Source organism: Cedecea sp. Ae19-4 (assembly GCF_059801165.1).
The window spans coordinates 469,633-490,216 of record NZ_JBCHWG010000001.1 but is presented as its reverse complement, the minus strand read 5'-3'; the positions used below and the strand labels follow the sequence as shown (position 1 = coordinate 490,216).

At 53.6% G+C, this 20,584-nt stretch carries 19 protein-coding genes, 2 tRNA genes and 1 other RNA gene; 8 read left to right on the top strand and 14 right to left on the bottom strand.

Annotation, left to right across the window (positions count from 1 at the left end; genetic code table 11):
* Nucleotides 1–26: 26 nt before the first annotated feature.
* Nucleotides 27–1,589 (bottom strand): AbgT family transporter, encoded by a 1,563-nt coding sequence (locus tag AAIE02_RS02275; RefSeq protein WP_498531895.1) that lies wholly within the window; start codon nt 1,587–1,589, stop codon nt 27–29.
* 299 nt (nt 1,590–1,888) lie between these two features.
* On the opposite strand from AAIE02_RS02275, the gene modE reads away from it, so the two are divergent.
* From modE to gpmA, 7 genes are all read left to right on the top strand, one after another.
* Nucleotides 1,889–2,680, top strand: coding sequence for a molybdenum-dependent transcriptional regulator (modE, locus tag AAIE02_RS02270; protein ID WP_166995320.1), 792 nt, complete (start codon nt 1,889–1,891; stop codon nt 2,678–2,680).
* A gap of 77 nt (nt 2,681–2,757) precedes the next feature.
* Complete coding sequence (gene modF / locus AAIE02_RS02265; protein ID WP_008456204.1) at nt 2,758–4,236, top strand: molybdate ABC transporter ATP-binding protein ModF; 1,479 nt, start codon at nt 2,758–2,760, stop codon at nt 4,234–4,236.
* A gap of 209 nt (nt 4,237–4,445) precedes the next feature.
* The gene (gene galE, locus AAIE02_RS02260; protein ID WP_008456192.1) at nt 4,446–5,462 is read left to right on the top strand and encodes a UDP-glucose 4-epimerase GalE; all 1,017 of its coding nucleotides are present in this window, start codon (nt 4,446–4,448) and stop codon (nt 5,460–5,462) included.
* A 9-nt stretch (nt 5,463–5,471) separates the two neighbouring features.
* On the top strand, nt 5,472–6,524 hold the full coding sequence (gene galT / locus AAIE02_RS02255) for a galactose-1-phosphate uridylyltransferase (protein ID WP_166995318.1): 1,053 nt from the start codon (nt 5,472–5,474) through the stop codon (nt 6,522–6,524).
* Entirely contained in the window at nt 6,521–7,669 is a 1,149-nt protein-coding gene (gene galK / locus AAIE02_RS02250; RefSeq protein ID WP_336982244.1) for a galactokinase, read from the top strand. The genes galT and galK overlap by 4 nt, the downstream gene beginning before the upstream one ends.
* Complete coding sequence (gene galM / locus AAIE02_RS02245) at nt 7,663–8,703, top strand: galactose-1-epimerase (protein WP_336709353.1); 1,041 nt, start codon at nt 7,663–7,665, stop codon at nt 8,701–8,703. Before galK ends, galM begins: the two co-directional genes overlap by 7 nt.
* A 209-nt stretch (nt 8,704–8,912) precedes the next feature.
* Nucleotides 8,913–9,665, top strand: a complete 753-nt coding sequence (gpmA, locus tag AAIE02_RS02240; protein ID WP_008456186.1) for a 2,3-diphosphoglycerate-dependent phosphoglycerate mutase — start codon at nt 8,913–8,915, stop codon at nt 9,663–9,665.
* A gap of 224 nt (nt 9,666–9,889) precedes the next feature.
* Here the strand turns inward: gpmA and aroG are convergent, their stop codons facing one another.
* Nucleotides 9,890–10,942 (bottom strand): 3-deoxy-7-phosphoheptulonate synthase AroG, encoded by a 1,053-nt coding sequence (aroG, locus tag AAIE02_RS02235; protein ID WP_008456184.1) that lies wholly within the window; start codon nt 10,940–10,942, stop codon nt 9,890–9,892.
* Between the two features lie 332 nt (nt 10,943–11,274).
* Here aroG and zitB point away from each other — a divergent pair, with 332 nt between their 5' ends.
* Nucleotides 11,275–12,210 carry a CDF family zinc transporter ZitB gene (gene zitB, locus AAIE02_RS02230; RefSeq protein ID WP_498531894.1) on the top strand — a complete coding sequence of 312 codons (936 nt, stop codon included), beginning with the start codon at nt 11,275–11,277 and terminating at the stop codon, nt 12,208–12,210.
* Here zitB and pnuC read toward each other — a convergent pair whose 3' ends face one another.
* From pnuC to ybgC, 12 genes are all read right to left on the bottom strand, one after another.
* Nucleotides 12,211–12,927: a nicotinamide riboside transporter PnuC gene (gene pnuC, locus AAIE02_RS02225; RefSeq protein ID WP_166875773.1), complete on the bottom strand. Its 717-nt coding sequence runs from the start codon at nt 12,925–12,927 to the stop codon at nt 12,211–12,213. It lies immediately after the preceding gene.
* Nucleotides 12,928–12,950: 23 nt separating this feature from the next.
* Nucleotides 12,951–14,012 carry a quinolinate synthase NadA gene (gene nadA / locus AAIE02_RS02220; RefSeq protein ID WP_498532645.1) on the bottom strand — a complete coding sequence of 354 codons (1,062 nt, stop codon included), beginning with the start codon at nt 14,010–14,012 and terminating at the stop codon, nt 12,951–12,953.
* Nucleotides 14,013–14,392: 380 nt separating this feature from the next.
* Nucleotides 14,393–14,468 (bottom strand) — tRNA-Lys (locus tag AAIE02_RS02215).
* A gap of 47 nt (nt 14,469–14,515) precedes the next feature.
* Nucleotides 14,516–14,631, bottom strand: a non-coding RNA gene (locus AAIE02_RS02210) — RtT sRNA.
* A 13-nt stretch (nt 14,632–14,644) separates the two neighbouring features.
* Nucleotides 14,645–14,720: transfer RNA gene (locus AAIE02_RS02205), tRNA-Lys, on the bottom strand.
* Between the two features lie 164 nt (nt 14,721–14,884).
* Nucleotides 14,885–15,670, bottom strand: coding sequence for a cell division protein CpoB (cpoB, locus tag AAIE02_RS02200; protein WP_008456174.1), 786 nt, complete (start codon nt 15,668–15,670; stop codon nt 14,885–14,887).
* A gap of 9 nt (nt 15,671–15,679) precedes the next feature.
* Nucleotides 15,680–16,201, bottom strand: a complete 522-nt coding sequence (pal, locus tag AAIE02_RS02195) for a peptidoglycan-associated lipoprotein Pal (RefSeq protein ID WP_008456172.1) — start codon at nt 16,199–16,201, stop codon at nt 15,680–15,682.
* A gap of 31 nt (nt 16,202–16,232) precedes the next feature.
* On the bottom strand, nt 16,233–17,525 hold the full coding sequence (gene tolB / locus AAIE02_RS02190; RefSeq protein WP_008456170.1) for a Tol-Pal system beta propeller repeat protein TolB: 1,293 nt from the start codon (nt 17,523–17,525) through the stop codon (nt 16,233–16,235).
* Nucleotides 17,526–17,656: 131 nt separating this feature from the next.
* Nucleotides 17,657–18,976, bottom strand: a complete 1,320-nt coding sequence (tolA, locus tag AAIE02_RS02185; RefSeq protein ID WP_039291240.1) for a cell envelope integrity protein TolA — start codon at nt 18,974–18,976, stop codon at nt 17,657–17,659.
* A 32-nt stretch (nt 18,977–19,008) separates the two neighbouring features.
* Complete coding sequence (tolR, locus tag AAIE02_RS02180; RefSeq protein WP_008456166.1) at nt 19,009–19,434, bottom strand: colicin uptake protein TolR; 426 nt, start codon at nt 19,432–19,434, stop codon at nt 19,009–19,011.
* 13 nt (nt 19,435–19,447) lie between these two features.
* Nucleotides 19,448–20,134 carry a Tol-Pal system protein TolQ gene (gene tolQ, locus AAIE02_RS02175; protein ID WP_008456164.1) on the bottom strand — a complete coding sequence of 229 codons (687 nt, stop codon included), beginning with the start codon at nt 20,132–20,134 and terminating at the stop codon, nt 19,448–19,450.
* On the bottom strand, nt 20,131–20,535 hold the full coding sequence (gene ybgC, locus AAIE02_RS02170; protein WP_008456156.1) for a tol-pal system-associated acyl-CoA thioesterase: 405 nt from the start codon (nt 20,533–20,535) through the stop codon (nt 20,131–20,133). The genes tolQ and ybgC overlap by 4 nt, the downstream gene beginning before the upstream one ends.
* Between the last annotated feature and the right edge of the window lie 49 nt (nt 20,536–20,584).

The following is a 20,584-nucleotide window of genomic DNA, read 5'->3' as shown; positions in this document are numbered from 1 at the left end:
TGTGCCATTTGCCCGCCCGCCTCGGCTTATCCGGCTGACCAGGTATAAGGTGCCGCAATACCAAGCGGCATTTCAAGCCCCCACCATACCAGCAGGAAGAGGCTCCAGCTCACCAGGAAGGCGATAGAATAAGGCATCATCATCGACACCAGCGTGCCCACGCCAGCGCCTTTCACATAGCGCTGGCAGTAAATCACGATCAGCGGGAAGAACACCATCATCGGCGTGATAATGTTTGTGGAAGAATCACCGATGCGGAATGCCGCCTGCGTAAGCTCTGGCGATATCCCAATGGCCATAAGCATCGGTACCATAATAGGCGACAGCAGCGCCCATTTTGCCGAAGCCGAACCAATCAGCAGATTAACCAGCGCCGTCAGCAGCACCATACCGATGATTGTCGCCTCTCCCGGCAGCGCCATGGCTTTCAGGCCGTCCGCCCCCGCCAGCGCCACCAGCGTACCAATATTCGAATCGCTGAAGGCTTTGATAAACAGCGCACAGAAAAACGCCATCACCATATAAGAACCCATTTTGCTCATTGAGTCGTTCATTGCCCCAATGACGTCTTTCCCCGATTTAAAGGTACCTGCCGCAAAACCATAGACAATGCCCGGCAGGATAAAAATAAGGAAGATAAGCGGCACGATTGACTTCATGATAGGCGCGCCGAAGTCGGTTAACGCGCCTTCAGGGCTGCGCAGCGTTGAGCTTTCAGGCCAGGCAACAGCGGCAAGCCCCAGCAAACTAAGGAGCATCACCAGCCCCGCACGACGGAATGCCCGGCTCTCTTCTGGCGTGACGCTGGACATATCTTCATCATGCTTAAAGTCGCCATCAACCGCCATTTTACTGACCCGGGGCTCGACGATTTTCTCCGTCACCCACCAGCCAACGAGAGTAATCAATATTGTTGAGCCGATCCCGAAGAACAGATTACACAGCGTGTTCACGGTATACGTTGAGTCGAGCAGTTGAGCCGCGGCCTGGGTGAAACCTTGCAGCAGCGCGTCGTTCCCGGTTGGCACCATATTGGCCGCAAAGCCACCGGATACGCCGGAAAATGCCGCCGCGATCCCCACCAAAGGATGGCGTCCGGCAGACATAAAAATAATGGCACCGAGAGGGATCACCAGCACATATCCCGCATCCGCCGCGACGTGGCTAAACATAGCGACAAAAATCAGCATCGGCGTCAGCAGTTTTTTCGGCGTAACGCGCAGCATTTTTTTCAGCGCAACGTTAATAAAGCCGGAGCTTTCGGCAACGCCGACGCCCAGCATCGCCACCAGAACAATGCCTAAAGGAGCAAAGCTGGTAAAAGTGGTCACCATCGTAGAAAGCGTAAGCGTTAACGCCTCGGCGGAAAGCAGGTTATTGACCTGCACGGCCTGCTGCGTTACCGGATTAACGATGTCAAACTCCAGCTGTGACAGCACGGCGGATAGCCCCATCACAACCAGTAAAAAATAGAAGAAAATCAGCGCGGGTTCCGGCAGTCGGTTACCAGCTTTTTCGATGGCGTTAAGAAAACCGTTCAGTAAGCGGTTATCTTTTGCCTCATTTCCTTTTGTTGTCGACGTACTCATAGTTGCCCCCAATCCCGACAAATGTCTGTGCTGTCATCCAATGTACGGCAGGGATAATAAAGGTAATGACACGATGAAACTATTCTTTTAATGAAATTAATCTCTGAATAAGACCGGGTTAATAAAAATTAAAATCTAATAAACAGACAAAAACTGGTTATTAATTCGATATAATCGAACAGTAACCCTGAAATTGCTGTGCTCAATCAGGAACGATTTGTCCCCTGGCGGCGAGCTGATATAATTTTCCCCATGATTACAAAGGGAAACGCTGAGCCGGTTTGCGGCGCGGAGAAACTATGCAGGCTGAAATTTTATTAACGCTGAAACTCCAGCAACGGCTGTTCGCCGACCCGCGACGCATTGCGCTGCTTAAACAAATTCGCCACACGGGCTCCATTAGCCAGGGTGCAAAACTGGCGGGTATCAGTTACAAAAGCGCCTGGGATGCCATTAACGAAATGAACCAGTTGGCAGAATCAAACCTGGTTGATCGCGCCACCGGCGGCAAAGGCGGCGGCGGTGCCGTCCTGACACGATACGGCGAGCGCCTTATTCAGCTTTACGATCTGCTCGCGCAAATTCAACAAAAGGCCTTTGATGTTCTGCAGGATGATGCCCTGCCTTTAGACAGTCTGCTCGCCGCCATTTCCCGCTTTTCGCTGCAAACAAGCGCCCGCAATCAGCTGTTTGGTACGGTACTTAAACGCGATGACGAACAGGTTCAGCAGCACGTCGATATTCTGCTGGCTGACGGTGAAACTCGTCTGAAAGCGGCGATTACCCGCCAAAGCGCAGAGCGGCTTGGGCTGGACGAAGGCAAAGAAGTATTGGTGCTTATCAAAGCGCCGTGGATAGACGTCACCACTGATGCTAATGCGGCGGGCAATGCCGATAACCAGTTGCCGGGCAAAATCAGCAGCATTGAGCAGGGCAAAGAACAAAGTGAAGTGCTGGTTCAGTTGGCGGATGGCCAGACGCTGTGCGCCACCCTGCCGAATATCCACGTAGAACAACAGGCGCTGGCAGAAGGTGCTAAGGTCACAGCATATTTCAATGCAGACAGGGTGATTGTCGCGACACTCTGCTAAAAGTCCGCTTCTCATTGACATCAGCGCAGACACGCCGTATTTCTGTAGCCTCATCGCTGCAAAAAATGGGATAAAACATGTCTGCGTTGCAAATTTCGCAAGGTACGTTTCACCTTAGCGACATAAAAACCCTTACCCTGAACGACCTTACCCTTCGCGCCGGAGAAAGCTGGGCCTTTGTTGGGGCGAACGGCAGCGGCAAATCCGCTCTTGCCCGTGCGCTGGCCGGTAGCCTGCCCATCATGAAGGGCGAACGCCACTGCGGCTTCACCCGCATTGCTCATCTCTCTTTTGAACAGTTGCAAAAGCTGGTCAGCGACGAATGGCAGCGTAATAACACCGATATGCTAAGCGCCGACGAAGACGACACCGGTCGCACCACCGCAGAAATTATACAGGAAGAGGTGGTCGATGAGGCTCGTTGCGGCGAACTGGCCGCGCTGTTTGGCATTGAACATTTGCTCACTCGCCGCTTTAAATACCTGTCGACGGGGGAAACGCGCAAAACGCTGCTTTGCCAGGCGTTGATGTCAGAGCCAGAACTGCTGATCCTGGATGAGCCGTTCGACGGGCTGGACGTGAAATCCCGCCAGCAGTTGGCAAGCCTTCTCGAGCAGCTTAGCGCCCAGGGCTACACCCTGGTTCTGGTCCTGAACCGATTCGATGAAATCCCGGATTTTGTGCAATTTGCCGGCGTGCTGGCGGACTGCACGCTGACAGAAAGTGGTAAAAAGCAGGCGCTACTTGAGCAGGCGCTCATCGCTCAGTTGGCCCACAGCGAGAAGCTGGCGGGCGTGGCGCTCCCGGAAGCTGACGATCCGTCCGCTCGCTATACGCTGCCGGAAAACCAGCCTCGTATTGTGCTTAACGATGGCGTGGTGGAATACAACGATCGCCCTATCCTGCACAAACTTAGCTGGTCAGTGAATCCCGGCGAGCACTGGCAAATTGTCGGCCCTAACGGCGCAGGAAAATCAACGCTACTCAGCCTGATCACAGGGGATCATCCGCAGGGCTACAGCAACGATCTGACGCTGTTTGGCCGCCGCCGGGGCAGCGGCGAGACAATCTGGGATATCAAAAAGCACATTGGGTACGTCAGCAGCAGCCTGCATCTGGATTACCGCGTGAGCACCACCGTGCGAAACGTTATTTTGTCGGGCTATTTTGACTCCATTGGGATCTACCAGGCCGTTTCAGATCGTCAACAGAAGCTGACCCGCGAATGGCTGCATATGTTAGGGATGGATAACGCCACCGCCGATGCGCCATTCCATAGTTTGTCCTGGGGGCAGCAGCGCCTGGCGTTAATCGCCCGCGCGCTGGTTAAGCACCCCACATTGCTGATCCTCGATGAGCCTCTGCAAGGGCTGGATCCGCTCAACCGGCAGCTGATACGCCGCTTTGTCGATATTTTGATTGGCGAGGGAGAAACGCAGCTGCTGTTTGTGTCCCACCACGCCGAAGATGCGCCGCAGTGCATTACCCATCGGCTGACGTTCATACCCGACGGCGACAAATACGGCTACCAGCTGGAAAAAATTCTTCCCGCATAATCTCGCAACACGCGGCGGCTATTCCTGACCTGACTTTCGGAATAGCCGTACGCTTTTATTCTACCTGTCTGTTTTACAATGCCTTGTATACTGCTTTAGCCATATTATTGACGCAGTGTAAACGATACCACTAATCTGGTGCATATCACATTTTTCAGCCATCTGTTATGCTATGGTTATCTTAACCCATAAGCTATATGGAGCGAAAAATGAGAGTTTTGGTCACAGGTGGTAGCGGTTACATTGGAAGTCATACCTGCGTACAATTGCTGCAAAACGGTCATGACGTGGTGATCCTCGATAACCTCTGCAACAGCAAACGCAGCGTACTGCCTGAAATTGAACGTCTGGGCGGCAAGCATCCGCTGTTTATCAACGGTGATATCCGCGACGAAGCCCTGCTGGCAGAAATTTTCCACGATCATCGTATTGACGCCGTAATCCATTTTGCCGGTCTGAAAGCCGTCGGCGAATCGGTGAATAAGCCGCTGGAGTATTACGATAACAACGTGACCGGCACCCTGAAGCTTATCGCCGCCATGCGCGCGGCAAATGTCACTAACTTTATCTTCAGCTCTTCCGCTACCGTTTACGGCGACCAGCCTCAAATCCCTTATGTAGAAAGTTTCCCTACCGGTAAACCCGCCAGCCCTTACGGCCAAAGCAAGCTGATGGTTGAGCAAATTCTTACCGATCTGCAAAAAGCCCAGCCAAACTGGAGCGTTGCGCTGCTGCGCTACTTCAACCCGGTTGGCGCCCATCCGTCGGGCGATATGGGTGAAGATCCTCAGGGCATCCCAAATAACCTGATGCCGTACATCGCGCAGGTTGCCGTAGGCCGCCGTGACTCGCTAGCTATCTTTGGTAACGATTACCCAACCGAAGATGGCACCGGCGTGCGTGATTACATCCACGTGATGGATCTCGCCGACGGCCACGTCGCCGCTATGCAGGCACTGAACGGTAAACCAGGCGTCCATATTTACAACCTGGGCGCAGGCGTCGGCAGCAGCGTGCTCGACGTGGTGAACGCCTTCAGCAAAGCCTGCGGTAAACCGGTGAACTACCACTTTGCCCCTCGTCGTGATGGCGATCTGCCGGCCTACTGGGCCGACGCCACCAAAGCCGACAAAGAACTCAACTGGCGTGTCAGCCGTTCGCTGCAGGAAATGGCAGACGATACCTGGCGCTGGCAGTCACGCCATCCCCAAGGTTATGAAGATTAAGGATATGTGATGGAGCAGTTTAACCCGGTCGATCACCCGCATCGCCGCTATAACCCGCTAACGGGTCAATGGATTTTAGTTTCGCCACATCGGGCGAAACGCCCCTGGCAGGGCGCGCAGGAAACCCCTGCGCAAGAAAAACTTCCGGCACACGATCCGGACTGTTTTCTTTGCCCAGGGAATACGCGCGTTACCGGGGATAAAAATCCCGAGTACACCGGCACTTTCGTTTTTACCAACGATTTTGCGGCGCTGATGACGAACACGCCCGATGCCCCAGTGAACCACGATCCCTTGATGCGTTGCGAAAGCGCGCGCGGTACCAGCCGGGTTATCTGCTTCTCTCCCGACCACAGTAAAACATTGCCAGAGCTTACGCTTCCCGCTCTGGAAGAAGTCGTACAAACCTGGCAACAGCAGACCGCTGAGCTGGGGCAGACATACCCGTGGGTTCAGGTATTTGAAAACAAAGGCGCGGCCATGGGCTGCTCCAACCCACATCCTCACGGACAGGTTTGGGCAAACAGCTTTTTGCCTAATGAGGTCGCCCGTGAAGATGCCCTACAACGTGAATATTTCGCCCACCAGGGCACCCCAATGCTGCTGGACTACGTGCAGCGTGAACGGTCGGACGGTAGCCGCACCGTGGTTGAAACCGAACACTGGCTGGCCGTCGTCCCTTACTGGGCAGCCTGGCCGTTCGAAACGCTGCTGCTGCCCAAAACCCACGTCCTGCGTATCACCGACCTCAGCGCAGAACAAGGTGCTGACCTGGCGTTAGCGCTGAAAAAACTCACCAGCCGCTATGACAATCTCTTCCAGTGCTCCTTCCCCTACTCAATGGGCTGGCACGGCGCGCCGTTCAACGGTGAAAGCAATCAGCACTGGCAGCTTCACGCGCATTTCTACCCGCCGCTGCTGCGCAGCGCCACGGTACGTAAATTTATGGTCGGCTATGAAATGCTGGCCGAAACCCAACGAGATTTAACCGCAGAGCAAGCCGCAGAACGCTTGCGTGCCGTCAGTGATATCCATTTCCGCCAGTCAGGAGCGTCATTATGAGTCTGAAAGAGAAAACCCAGCGTCTGTTCGCTGAACAATTTGGCTACCCGGCCACCCATGCTATTCAGGCCCCTGGCCGTGTAAACCTGATTGGTGAACACACCGATTACAACGATGGTTTCGTGCTGCCCTGCGCCATTGATTACCAGACGGTTATCAGCTGTGCCAAACGAGACGACCGTATCGTGCGAGTTGTTGCCGCCGATTATGACAATCAACAGGACAGCTTCTCCCTTGATGCCCCTATCGTCTCGCATAACACGCAACAGTGGGCTAACTATGTTCGCGGCGTAGTGAAGCATCTGCAAAAGCGAGATAAAAACTTTTCCGGCGTGGATATGGTGATCGGCGGGAATGTGCCGCAGGGCGCAGGGTTAAGCTCGTCAGCTTCGCTGGAAGTCGCGGTCGGCAAAGTCTTCCAGCATCTGTACCACCTGCCTCTGGATGGCGCTCAGCTGGCCCTCAATGGCCAGGAAGCAGAGAACCAGTTTGTCGGCTGCAACTGCGGCATTATGGATCAGCTGATTTCCGCCCTTGGCAAGAAAGACCACGCCCTGCTGATTGATTGCCGCTCCCTCGGAACGAAAGCGGTCTCCATGCCAAAAGGCGCTGCAGTAGTCATCATCAACAGTAACTTCAAGCGCACGCTGGTGGGGAGCGAATACAACACCCGCCGCGAACAGTGTGAAACCGGTGCCCGTTTCTTTAGCCAGAAAGCCCTGCGCGACGTTGAGCTGGCAAAATTCAATGCCGTAGCGCACGAGCTGGATCCAATTGTTGCCAAACGCGTTCGTCATGTGCTGACCGAAAATATCCGTACCGTGGAAGCCGCAGATGCACTTGCCAAAGGTGACCTGGTTCGCATGGGCCAGCTGATGGCCGAATCTCACGCCTCCATGCGCGATGATTTCGAAATCACCGTGCCACAAATCGATACTCTGGTAGAGATCGTCAAAGCGACGATTGGCGAGAAAGGTGGCGTACGTATGACCGGCGGTGGTTTTGGGGGCTGTATTGTCGCCCTGGTGCCTGAAGATCTCGTCCCGGCCGTGAAACAGGCTGTGGAAGAACAGTACGAGAGCAAAACCGGGATTAAAGAAACCTTCTACGTTTGCAAAGCCTCCGAAGGAGCAGGTCAATGCTAAAAGAGACGCCGCAGCTGGCGCCGGACGGCCAGCCGTTTCGGCTTACCACCCTGCGCAATAGCGCGGGGATGGTTGTCACCCTGATGGACTGGGGCGCGACCTTGCTTTCCTGTCGGGTGCCGCTCAAAGACGGTAGCGTGCGGGAAACGCTGCTGGGCTGCGCTTCGCCTGAGCAGTATTTACAGCAAAGTGCCTTTATGGGTGCGACCGTCGGGCGCTACGCTAACCGTATTGCCGGAGGGAAGCTTACCGTCGGCGGTGAAATGCTCCAGCTTGAGATTAACCAGGGCGAAAATCAGCTTCACGGCGGGCCGGAAGGCTTCGACAAACGCCGCTGGCGCATTGCCGTGCAAAATGAGCAGGCTGTGACGTACGCGCTGGATTCCTGCGACGGCGATCAGGGTTTCCCCGGTAAATTACACACCACGGCGCGCTATGCCTTAACGGAAGATAACCGCATCAGCATCGAGCTTCGTGCCACCGTCGATAAGCCGTGCCCGGTCGGTCTCACCAACCACGCCTACTTCAATCTTGACCGCGTTCAAAGCGATGTGCGGCAGCATAAACTTCAATTGCTGGCCGACAGCTATTTACCGGTCAACGCCAGCGGCTTGCCTGCTGGAGACCTGAAAGAAGTAGTCGACACCAGCTTTGACTTTCGTGAACCTAAAACGCTTGCACAAGATTTTCTGGCCGACGCCGATCAGCAAATCACCAAAGGCTACGACCATGCTTTCCTGCTGCAGGCCAAAGGCGATCTCAGTCAACCCGTGGCACGACTCTGGTCCACCGACGGTGCGCTGGAAATGAACGTGTTTACGACGGCGCCCGCGCTACAGGTCTATAGCGGAAACTATCTGGCGGGCACCCCTGCACGCGATCAAGAAAGCTACAGCGACTGGAACGGTCTGGCGCTGGAGAGCGGCTTCCTGCCGGACAGCCCAAATAACCCGGAATGGCCGCAGCCGGACTGCTGGTTAAAACCGGATGAGACGTATCTCAGCATTACGGAATACCAGTTTCAGCCCCATTAAAACCCATTGCCCTTTTCATTAAGGGCAATTTCTCACCAAATCGCTGACTTTCCCGCCAGATCGAGCCAAAAATATAACAACCTTTTACAACCACCTTACACTCCACGCGCTTTTTCGCTATGTTAAACGTTTATCATTGCCGTGGCTTATGGCGCGGCAATATAATGATAATTGTTATCATTAATCCCAGGCTCATTAAGGAGTAAATCATGGCTGTTACTAAGCTGGTACTGGTTCGTCACGGCGAAAGCCAGTGGAACAACGAAAACCGCTTCACTGGTTGGTATGATGTTGATCTGTCTGATAAAGGTCGTACCGAAGCTAAGGCTGCCGGTAAGCTTCTGAAGGATGAAGGCTTCACTTTCGACTTCGCTTACACCTCTGTGCTGAAACGTGCCATCCACACACTGTGGAACATCCTCGATGAACTGGACCAGGCCTGGCTGCCGGTCGAGAAATCCTGGAAACTGAACGAGCGTCACTACGGCGCCCTGCAGGGTCTGAACAAAGCGGAAACCGCTGAAAAATACGGTGACGAGCAGGTTAAACAGTGGCGTCGCGGCTTCGCGATCACCCCACCAGAGCTGTCTAAAGACGACGAGCGCTTCCCTGGCCACGATCCACGTTACGCTAAACTGACCGACAGCGAACTGCCAACTACCGAAAGCCTGGCGCTGACCATCGACCGCGTAACGCCTTTCTGGAATGAGTCTATTCTGCCACGCATGAAATCCGGCGAGCGCGTTATCGTTGCGGCTCACGGTAACTCCCTGCGCGCACTGGTTAAATACCTGGATAACCTGAGCGAAGATGAGATCCTCGAGCTGAACATCCCTACCGGCGTACCGCTGGTTTATGAGTTCGATGAGAACTTCAAACCGCTGAAACGTTACTACCTGGGCAACGCTGACGAAATCGCAGCGAAAGCCGCCGCAGTAGCCAACCAGGGCAAAGCGAAGTAATTCTCCGCCCATAAAAAAGGCGTGGTAAGCACCACGCCCCAAGACTGCTGACAAACCTATGGTTATAGAAGAAATATCAGAAGGCTTGTTGAAAAACAGGAAAATCAATTCATTGATTTTCGGCTGATAACCACAAAGAGGGAAAAACCACGATTTTTCCCTCTTTGTCAGCAAACAAAAGGCGTGGTAAGCACCACGCCTTTTTTATTGCTCAAATCAGGCCATTAGCCGCGACGAGCTTTTACCGCAGCAGCAAGCTGACGCAGCGCCACTTCTGTATCATCCCAGCCAATGCAGGCGTCGGTAACGCTTTTGCCGTAGACCAGCGGCTCGCCGCTCTCCAGGCTTTGGTTGCCTTCTACCAGATGGCTTTCAATCATCACGCCGATGATAGCCTTTTCGCCGCCGGCAATCTGGCCGCAAACGTCGGCAGAAACATCCATCTGCTTTTTAAACTGTTTGCTGCTGTTGGCGTGGCTGAAATCGATCATCACCTGTGGCTCAAGCCCCGCTTTAACCAGGCCAGCTTTGACCTCTTCCACATGCTTCGCGCTGTAGTTAGGCTCTTTGCCGCCACGCAGAATAATGTGGCAGTCACCGTTCCCGCTAGTGTTAACGATAGCTGAATGGCCCCACTTGGTTACGGACAGGAAGCAGTGCGGCGCTCCAGCAGCGTTGATGGCATCAATCGCAACTTTGATCGTGCCGTCGGTGCCGTTTTTAAAGCCAACCGGGCAAGAGAGGCCGGAAGCCAGTTCGCGGTGTACCTGTGATTCAGTGGTACGCGCGCCGATAGCGCCCCAGCTCATCAGATCCGCCAGATACTGAGGCGTGATCATATCGAGGAATTCCCCCGCCGCTGGCAGGCCGGAATCGTTGATATCCAGCAGCAGTTTACGCGCAATACGCAGACCGTCGTTAATCTGGTAGCTGCTGTCCATGTGCGGATCGTTAATCAGACCTTTCCAGCCCACGGTGGTGCGCGGCTTTTCGAAATAGACGCGCATCACCACTTCCAGTTCGCCCTGAAGCTCTTCACGCAATGCCAGCAGGCGCGCGCCGTACTCTTTGGCGGCTTTGGTGTCGTGGATGGAGCAAGGCCCGATCACCACCAGCAGGCGATCGTCGCTGCCTTTAAGGATTTTATGGATCGCTTTACGCGCCTGAGAGACAGTGTGGGCGGCTTTTTCAGTGGCGGGGAATTTTTCCAACAGCGCTACAGGGGGGAGAAGCTCGTTAATCTCTTTAATTCTTAAGTCGTCGTTCTGATAATTCATGATATTTCCGGGGTCATCCTGATATTTTTCTTCGTTGCAATCCTTTCAATCTAACTCGCATAACCACAAGTGTAAACGGGCTTTTACACTTCTCATAAATTAATCCTGAAAACTCGAAAAAAACAGTGAAAACATAATGAGAATCGATGGATTAACGCCATGTTTCAATGCTTACCACTGAAGGATGTTAAATTTTCAATATTGAATGCTATTTTGAAAATTAAGGTCCCATTCCCATTTTTGACTCGCAGGATTTTTCAGCCTCTTTCAACCAGTTGAAACCATGGAGCAGTTATAATTAGCCCACCGGGATTAATTTTTTGCGAGAGATCATGGCGCATTCACACCAACATACCTCTGCTGATAGCAACGTAAAACGCCTGCTGTTTGCCTTTCTCATCACGGCAATTTTTATGGTTGCCGAAGTTATCGGCGGCCTGCTTTCCGGCTCGCTGGCTCTGCTGGCCGATGCCGGCCATATGCTCACCGACGCAGCGGCGCTGCTGTTTGCTTTGTTGGCCGTGCATTTTGCTCGTCGGCCGCCCAACGCCCGGCATACCTTTGGCTGGCTGCGCCTGACGACGCTTGCCGCTTTTGTAAACGCTATCGCTTTGGTGGTTATCACCATACTTATCGTCTGGGAAGCGATTCAGCGCTTCTCAAATCCTCAGCCTATTGCAGGCTGGGCAATGCTGACCATTGCGATCGCCGGGCTGCTGGCGAACCTGGTCTCTTTCTGGATCCTGCACAGCGGCAGCGGAGAGAAAAACCTCAACGTCCGTGCGGCAGCGCTGCATGTTCTGGGTGATTTGCTGGGTTCAGTGGGGGCAATTGTGGCCGCGCTGGTGATCCTCTGGACCGGCTGGACGCCGATTGACCCAATCCTGTCGGTGCTGGTGTCCTGCCTGGTGCTACGCAGCGCCTGGAGTTTGTTGAAAGAGAGCGTCAATGAGCTTTTAGAAGGTGCGCCGGGCGCCATCGACATTGCAGCCCTGAAGCGCAATCTTTCCCGCTCGATACCAGAAGTGCGTAACGTGCATCATGTCCATATCTGGCTGGTAGGTGAAAAACCGCTGATGACGCTGCATGTTCAGGTTGTACCGCCCCACGATCATGATGCTTTGCTGGCGCGCATACATCACTTCCTCGAGCACGAGTATCAGATAGAGCATGCCACGGTACAGATGGAGTATCAGGTTTGTCACGGCCCTGACTGCGACCTGAATGAGCATGACCACAGCGCTGGTCATGCCCATCATCACCATTGATCAGGAGAAGGCGCGCGAGCCGGACTGCCGCGCGCTGTTAATCCACATCCGGCTGCCATTCAGCGCAATGAACGTCAGAATGAGGTATTCCAGCGACATCGCGTAAACGCCCTGCAGGGCAAAGATAACCACGCTGATGACGTTAATGACCGTCCACAGCAGCCAGTTTTCCACGTATTTCCGGGTCATAAGAATCATCGCCACAATCGACAGCACCATCATGCACGAGTCCCAGAACGGATAGGCGTCTGGCTGTAGTTCCGGCAAGGTGACGTTCAGCCCCAGACTCTGCATCACAGACACCGCAACCCGGGTCAGGAAGGCAAAGACCGGATCGATAAACAGCGTCATCAACCCAATCGCTGCGACGATAATCACCAGCCATGCAATTGCCTTAGGCAAAGGTAGCCAGCGAATTTGCAGCAGGGATTGATGGTTACTGCTTTGCCGCGACCAGGCGTACCAGCCGTAAATGTTCGCCACAAAAAAGAACAGCTGCAAAAGAAGGCTGGCGTAGAGCTGAATCTGAAAGAAAATGATGGCAAACAGCGTGACGTTAATTAACCCGAAGGCATAGTTGCCTATCTTCTCCAGGCTGGCAAGCCAGATACATAGCAATCCCGCCAGCGTTCCCACGGCTTCAATCCATGATAAGTCATACCCGCCCGCCCCAATGGGGATGTGGACGAGAATGTTCTGCGTGCTAAAAAAATCCATGAACTCCCCAGAGCGTAATACTGTTACGCGTTGCCTTTAATCGTTCGACGCAATTCTGCCGCAAAGTCGAGCATGCGATTAAGTGGAACCAGCGCGCCTTCACGCAGCGCCGCATCCACTTCAATCGTGTGTGCGGCCCCGCCCTGCTCCAGCCCCTCAGCAATCGCTTTAAGCCCGTTCATTGCCATCCACGGGCAATGTGCACAGCTGCGGCAGGTTGCCCCTTCTCCTGCGGTTGGCGCCTCCAGTAGCTCTTTGTCCGGACACGCCTGCTGCATTTTATAAAATATCCCGCGATCTGTAGCCACAATAAGCTGCTGGTGAGGCAGAGTTTTAGCCGCATTGATCAGTTGGCTGGTCGAGCCTACAGCATCGGCCATATCCACCACGGCCTGCGGTGATTCAGGATGAACCAGCACCGCTGCATTCGGGTACAGCGCCTTCATCCGCGCCAGCGCCTGAGTTTTAAATTCATCGTGCACTATGCAGGCACCCTGCCAGCACAGCACATCGGCACCGGTCTGCTTTTGCACGTAGCTGCCAAGGTGGCGATCCGGTGCCCAAATGATTTTCTCACCCAGGCTGTCGAGATGTTCAATCAGTTCTACCGCAATACTGGACGTCACGACCCAGTCCGCCCGGGCTTTTACCGCGGCAGAGGTATTAGCATAGACGACCACCGTGCGATCCGGGTGCTGGTCGCAGAAAGCGTTGAACGCCTCAATCGGACAGCCGAGATCCAGTGAGCATTCGGCATTGAGGGTAGGCATTAAAATGGTTTTTTCGGGGCTAAGGATTTTCGCCGTTTCGCCCATAAAACGAACCCCTGCGACCAGTAACGTGGACGCCGGGTGGTTAGCGCCAAAGCGAGCCATCTCGAGCGAGTCAGAAATACACCCGCCGGTCTCTTCCGCAAGAGACTGGATTTCCGGGTCGGTGTAGTAGTGTGCCACCATCACCGCATCCCGCTCTTTAAGCAGGCGCTTGATTTTTTCACGATAAAATTCTTTTTCATCCCTGCTCAAAGGCGTGGGTTTCGGTGGGAAGGGATAAATCGCAGTTTCCGGGTCAAACATTACGCTCATCATGCAATCTCGTTTTACTGACTTAACATTACAGGCCAAATAAAGCGTAATTTACGCCATCTTTGGCATTCATTGTTTTATATGCTAAACAAGATAGCGAAATTTAGTCGAAATGTCGTGGGTTATTGCTCGATGCGCAGAGAGAAACAGAGCAGTGGGGAATGAGTGCCAGGAATAACAGTGTTTTCAAATCGCAGATAGCAAAAAGGCGCCTTTAGGGCGCCTTTCTACACTGGTGGGTCGTGCAGGATGATTTCACCCTGGGGGTCGTCGCAAGCGACATGCAAAATCAAAAAGCGATTTTGTCGAACCTGCTGCAGGCTCGAACCCTGCCCGAATTCAGAATAGCAAAAAGGCGCCTTTAGGGCGCCTTTCTACACTGGTGGGTCGTGCAGGATTCGAACCTGCGACCAATTGATTAAAAGTCAACTGCTCTACCAACTGAGCTAACGACCCGCTTTATGCGGTTACTACTAACTTCTTTACTGCTTACTACTTTAAAGTGGTGGGTCGTGCAGGATGACTATCACCCTTCGGGCAGTTGTTATCACAACGTTGTTTCGCTTTCGCTCAACTCAAACCTGCTGCAGGTTCTAACCCTTCACGCCTTGCTACTGCTTACTACTTTAAAGTGGTGGGTCGTGCAGGATTCGAACCTGCGACCAATTGATTAAAAGTCAACTGCTCTACCAACTGAGCTAACGACCCACTTTTGCGTCACTTTGGGTTTGTTTAGTATCCCTTGGCAACGGCGGCATATATTACTGATTTAAGATTTTGACGCAACAATAATTTTGACGCAGATCGCTCAACTGCTTATGTTTCGCACGGCAAGACCAGAAAAGCGACGATATCTGGTCAGGCCGCACGCATTATTGCGCATTCAGACGTTTTTGAGCCTGCTTTGCACCGTCAGTATTGGGATACTGTTTAACGACCTGCTGGTAGACGGCTTTCGCTTTTGCAGCGTCGCCTTTGTCCTGCATGATCACGCCAACCTTAAACATGGCGTCCGGCGCTTTAGGGGATTTCGGGTAGTTTTTCACCACGGAGGCAAAATAAAACGCCGCATCGTCCTTTTTCCCTTTGTTGTAATTCAACTGACCCAGCCAGTAATTGGCGTTAGGCAGATAAGTTGAATCCGGATACTTCTTCACAAAGGACTGAAACGCATTGATAGCATCGTCCTGGCGCGATTTATCCTGCACCAGCGCGATAGCAGCGTTGTAATCGCTATTAGCATCACCGCCTTGCACTGGGGCAGCAGGCGCCGCGTTAGAGGCCCCTGCGTCCGGCGTGGCAGTCTGGGATGCACCGGCAGCAGGCTGTTGCCCTGCTCCCGCCGCAGCGCCGCTAAGGCTATCCATCTGCAGCAAAATTTGCTTTTGACGTTCCACAACCTGATTCAGCTGATACTGACTTTCCTGGATCTGACCACGCAGGGAATCAATGTCATTCTGGTTATCGGAGAGTTGCTGCTGGAGTTGGGTCAAAAGCTGACTGTGAGCGTTAGAAATACGCTCGAGTTGAGTGACACGGTCTTCGACCGAGCCTGAGCCGACACTACTGATTGGCGCCTGAGCAGTAGCGGCCCATGGGGCCGCTATGCCAACCAGTAACGACAGACTCAACAAGTGATGTCTGAAGTTACTGCTCATGCGATTCTCTTAGTAAACCAGTACGGCACGACGGTTTTTAGCGTAAGCCGCTTCGTCATGACCCAGTACTGCAGGTTTTTCTTTACCGTAAGAAACGATGGAGATCTGGTCTGCAGAAACGCCTTTACCTTGCAGGTACATTTTAACAGCGTTAGCACGACGTTCGCCCAGTGCGATGTTGTACTCTGGGGTACCGCGCTCATCCGCATGACCTTCTACGGTCACTTTGTAAGACGGGTTGCTACGCAGGAAGTTAGCGTGTGCATCCAGCATTGCAGCGAATTCAGAGCTAACATCGTATTTGTCCAGACCGAAGTAAACGATGTTGTTCTGCTGCAGCTGTTGCATCTGCAGACGAGCCTGCTCTTCAGAAGACATGTTGCCGTGGCCGTTAGCGTCCATACCAGTGCCGGCACCCAGCATACCTTCACCGCTCTGACCATTGTTGGCGCTCTTGTTAGAAGAACACGCCGCGATAGCCATAACCGGCAGAGCAATCATCAGCCCTTTCAGCACTTTGTTCAGTTGCATTTCTTTGATCCTTTAATAATCAATATTGTTATCACAGATACGGCGACCAGGCAGGGAATTTGACCTGTCCATCAGTTGCCGGAAGACGCGCTTTGAAACGCCCATCTGTTGAAACCAAATTCAGCACGGATCCCATCCCCTGAGAAGAGCTGTAGATTACCATAGTGCCGTTAGGTGCCAGACTTGGCGTTTCATCCAGGAACGTTGACGATAAAGTTGTTACGCCACCCGCTACCAGATCCTGTTTGGCAATGTGCTGCTGACCGCTTGCGGAGCTGACCATTACCATAATTTTACCGTCGGCACTGACATCGGCATCCTGGTTCTGAGAACCTTCCCAGGACAGACGCTGCGGAGCACCGCCACTAATACTGACTTTATAAATCTGTGGACGACCCGCCTGGTCAGAGGTATAGGCCAGGGTTTGGTTGTCCGGGAACCAGGTCGGTTCGGTGTTGTTGCTGCGACCTTCAGTTACCTGACGAATCTGGCCAGAGCCCAGGTCCATCACGTACAGCTGCAGGCTGCCGGTTTTAGACAGCGCGAACGCCAGCTTAGAACCGTCCGGAGAGAACGCCGGTGCACCGTTGTGCTGCGGGAACGAAGCAATCTGACGTACTGCACCGTTAGCCAGCGTCTGCACAACCAGCGCAGAACGGCCGCTTTCGAAGGTCACATAAGCCAGTTTACTGCCGTCCGGAGACCAGGCTGGAGACATCAGCGGCTGCGGAGAACGGTGTACCACAAACTGGTTGTAGCCATCGTAATCAGACACGCGAAGCTCATACGGGAACTGGCCGCCATTGGTCTGTACAACGTAAGCAATACGGGTACGGAATGCGCCTTTAATGCCGGTCAGCTTCTCAAACACTTCATCGCTGGCGGTATGGCCGGCATAGCGCAGCCACTGTTTGTTCACTTTATAGGAGTTCTGCGCCAGCACCGTGCCCGGTGCACCAGAGGTGTCAACCAGCTGGTAAGCCACGGTGTAACTGCCGTCGCCGTTTGGCGTAACCTGACCTACCACGACGGCGTCAATGCCGAGCGCGGTCCAGGCAGCAGGCTGAACTTCCTGAGCAGAACCCGGCTGCTGTGGCAGGCGAGATCTGTCGAGCGGGTTGAATTTACCGCTGTTACGCAGGTCAGCGGCAACAATACCACCGATATCTTCAGGCGCGGCGCCAGGGCCTGCCCAGGTGAACGGAACCACACCGATTGGACGAGCAGAATCCACACCCTGGGTGATCTCGATACGAACTTCTGCGTGCAGCACTGCTGCCCACAGCATTAAGAAACTTAACGCTACACGAAATGCCTGCTTCATCATATCTCCCTTATCCGGGCGAAAAGCCCACGATAATTTAGCAGAATGTTAACAAACCCAAATACACAAAACTACCAAAACCCTGTAACTCAGCTTAGTGTGCTTTCCCCGTCGTGACGGGGAAAACCGCGTTAAGGCTTAAAGTCGATCGGTGCGTTCTTGAAGACTTCATAAACAGCTTCACTTGGCGGCTTCGGAATCTTCGCCAGACGCGCTGCCGCAACGGCAGCCTGACAAAGTGCTGGATCACCGCCTTCTGGCTTGATATCAAGCAGAAGGCCGTCTGGTGCCAACTTGATCCGCAGCGAACAGGTCTTACCGGCAAACGAAGGATCGTTATAGAACTTACTCTCGATCGCTGCCTTTATCTGACCAGCATAGCCGTTGATCTCCGCGCCACTAGCGCCGTTGTTCTTATTATTCCCTTTTCCAGCGGCAGCTGCGGCATTACCTTTCGCCCCACCGCCCGTTTTCGGTGCATTCTTACCTGAGCTTAAATCACCGAATAAATCGTCGACGCCCTGCGCTGCGGCCTTGTCAGAAGCAGCTTTCTCAGCAGCAGCCTTTTTCTTCGCGTCGGCGGCCGCTTTCTTATCTGCGGCGGCTTTCGCTGCGGCAGCCTTGTCAGCAGCGGCCTTCTCGGCAGCTTTTTCTGCCGCTGCCTTTTCTGCAGCAGCCTGTTTCGCAGCTTCAGCTTTTTCAGCAGCAGCCTGCTTAGCTGCTTCAGCGGCAGCTTTCTTCTCCGCATCCTGCGCAGCCTTCTTAGCGGCAGCATCTGCAGCTTTCTTCTCAGCATCCTGCTGAGCTTTTTTCGCTGCAGCAGCAGCGTCAGCGGCGGCTTTTTTCTCAGCGTCAGCTGCTTTCTTAGCAGCTTCTTCAGTGGCTTTCTTCTGAGCATCCGCAGCCGCTTTCTTCGCGGCTTCTTCCGCAGCTTTGGCCTGGGCATCAGCCTGAGCTTTTGCCTGCGCGTCAGCCTGCGCTTTCGCCTGAGCGTCCGCTTTTGCCTTCGCCGCTGCGGCCGCAGCTTCGGCCTGTTTTTGCTGCTCTTGAGCCTGCTTCGCGGCCGCTTCAGCCTGTTTCTGCTGTTCGGCCTGCGCTTTTGCCTGCTCCTGGGCGGCTAAACGCTCCTTCTCCAGCTCTTTCAGGCGCTGTTGTTCCGCCGCCTGTTTTTGCTGAAGCTCTTCTGCCTGCTGCTGCGCCTGTTTTTCGCGCTGTTCAGCGGCGCGCTTGCTGCTTGCCTGCTGCTGCTGTTGGCGATTGTAGTTTTCCACTACCGCACCCGGGTCAACCATCACCGCGTCAATAGAAGAACCACCGCCACCGCCAGCGGATGCATCAATGTGCTCATCAAACGAGCTCCAGATCAGGATGGCAATCAAAATGATATGCAGCACCACTGAAACGATGATCGCCCGTTTTAATTTAGCGTTCTCTTCGGTTGCCTTTGACACTCTCGGTTCCCAAACGGTTTAAGCGAAATGGATCAGATTGGCTGTGTCATCAAACCAACGGACTTCACGCCCGCCTGATGCAACAGATTCAGCGCCTTGATGATCTCGTCATACGGAACATCTTTTGCGCCGCCGATCAAAAAGACCGTTTTTGGATTCGCCTGCAGACGGCGCTGCGCTTCGGCAACAACCTGCTCTGACGGCAGCTGATCCATGCGATCTTTTTCAACCACTACGCTGTACTGCCCTACCCCGGACACTTCAATAATGACCGGCGGTTCATCGTTACTGCTGACGGTCTGAGAATCTGTCGCATCCGGCAGATCCACCTCGACGCTCTGGGTGATGATCGGCGCTGTTGCCATAAATATCAGCAGCAGCACCAGCAGCACGTCCAGCAATGGAACGATGTTAATTTCTGACTTCAGCTCACGACGACCACGTCCGCGTCTGGCCATGACTTACCCCTTGTTACTGCTTTTCGCTGCTGGTAAAAGCCTGACGGTGCAGGATAGCCGTGAACTCTTCCATGAAGTTGTCGTAATTCAATTCCAGTTTGTTCACGCGTTGGTTAAGGCGGTTGTACGCCATAACGGCCGGAATAGCAGCAAAAAGACCAATCGCAGTCGCGATCAGCGCTTCGGCAATCCCTGGCGCAACCATCTGCAGCGTCGCCTGCTTCACCGCGCCCAGGGCGATAAACGCATGCATGATCCCCCACACCGTACCAAACAGGCCGATATACGGGCTGATGGAACCAACGGTGCCGAGGAAAGGAATATGGGTTTCCAGCGTTTCCAGCTCGCGGCTCATCGAGATACGCATCGCACGAGATGCCCCCTCAACCACAGCTTCTGGCGCATGGGTATTGGCGCGATGCAGTCGCGCGAACTCTTTAAAACCGGAATAGAAGATCTGCTCAGAACCGCTCAAGCTGTCGCGGCGGCCCTGGCTCTCCTGATACAGGCGAGACAGTTCGATACCGGACCAGAACTTGTCTTCAAACGCCTCAGCTTCACGGCTGGCGGCATTAAGGATACGCGTTCGCTGAATGATGATTGCCCATGATGCGATGGAAAAACCAATCAAAATCAACATGATAAATTTGACCAGAAGGCTTGCCTTCAGGAACAAATCAAGGATATTCATGTCAGTCACTGCTTGAACTCCGCGACAATAGACTTGGGAAGCGCACGAGGCTTCATTAGGTGTGGATCAACGCAAACAATCAGCACTTCAGCTTGGTTAAGCAACTGATTTTCAGCGTTGACTATTCGCTGCGTAAACACCATAGAAGTGCCGCGCATCGATGTAATTTCACTTTGGATTTCGAGTAAATCGTCGAGTCGGGCAGGCGCAAGATAATCAACCGTCATCCTGCGTACGACAAAGGCGACACGCTCCGCCAACAAGGAATGCTGATTAAAGTTGTGCTGGCGCAGCATCTCTGTGCGTGCTCTTTCATAAAAAGCAACATAACTGGCATGGTAAACCATACCACCGGCGTCTGTGTCTTCGTAGTAAACACGGACCGGCCATCGAAACAGCGTTGTACTCACTTTACATCCCGGTAATGCAATTAAACGCTGCTTACTATACGCAAGAGAA